Source organism: Cyanobacteriota bacterium, assembly GCA_025054735.1.
Classification (GTDB): Bacteria; Cyanobacteriota; Cyanobacteriia; order SKYG9; family SKYG9; genus SKYG9.
Genome location: JANWZG010000711.1, coordinates 1 through 572, shown reverse-complemented (window position 1 = coordinate 572; position 572 = coordinate 1). Strand labels below are relative to the sequence as shown.

Genomic DNA, 572 nt, shown 5'->3' with positions numbered 1-572 from the left:
TGGCTCTGGAGCAATGTGCTGAACGCCTGGCTTGGGGTGTGGGAAGGCGTATGGCACGGGCGTCGCTACCGATGGCTGCGGCTCTATGATGCAGAGGGGCGTTTAGTGCCCACTCAGGCAGAGCAGGAGCGTCAGCGGGCAGAGCAGGAGCGTCAGCGGGCGGAGCAAGAGCGCCAGTTGCGCGAGCAGGCAGAGGCGGAACTGGAGCGACTGAAAGCCAAACTGCGGGAGCAGGGGATTGAACCCTAACGCCCTACTCTAACTCGATACGCCTTGCCCAGCCGATTCGCCCCAATCGCGCCGCCGGAGCGCACCATCGCGTAGTGCATCTTCCAGAACAGGATGGTAATCATCAGTCCGATTGCCAGTCCCAGCAGCGCGGCGACGAGCCAGCGTCCTGTGGCGTCAGTGTCGTTCTGCACCGCCCAGCCGTAGAGCCACAGGCTCAGCCCCCCGCCGACAATTCCCGCCCAGCGCGCGGGGTTCACTGGCAGGTTCGGCACGCAGTGCGCCAGCCCATAGCCCAATAGCCCGCCCAGCGTGGCGAGTCCCACGAACCGCGCGAAGCCGTC

The 572-nt window shown here is 65.6% G+C and carries 2 protein-coding genes; one reads left to right on the top strand and one right to left on the bottom strand.

The genetic code is table 11. The annotated features are described in order from the left end of the window. Positions 1-249, top strand: a 249-nt coding sequence (locus tag NZ772_19480) for a Uma2 family endonuclease (protein ID MCS6815736.1), incomplete at its 5' end; no start/stop codon positions are given. Here the strand turns inward: NZ772_19480 and NZ772_19475 are convergent. Next, positions 246-572, bottom strand: a 327-nt coding sequence (locus NZ772_19475) for a hypothetical protein (protein ID MCS6815735.1), incomplete at its 5' end; no start/stop codon positions are given. The two genes, NZ772_19480 and NZ772_19475, sit on opposite strands and share 4 nt — an antisense overlap.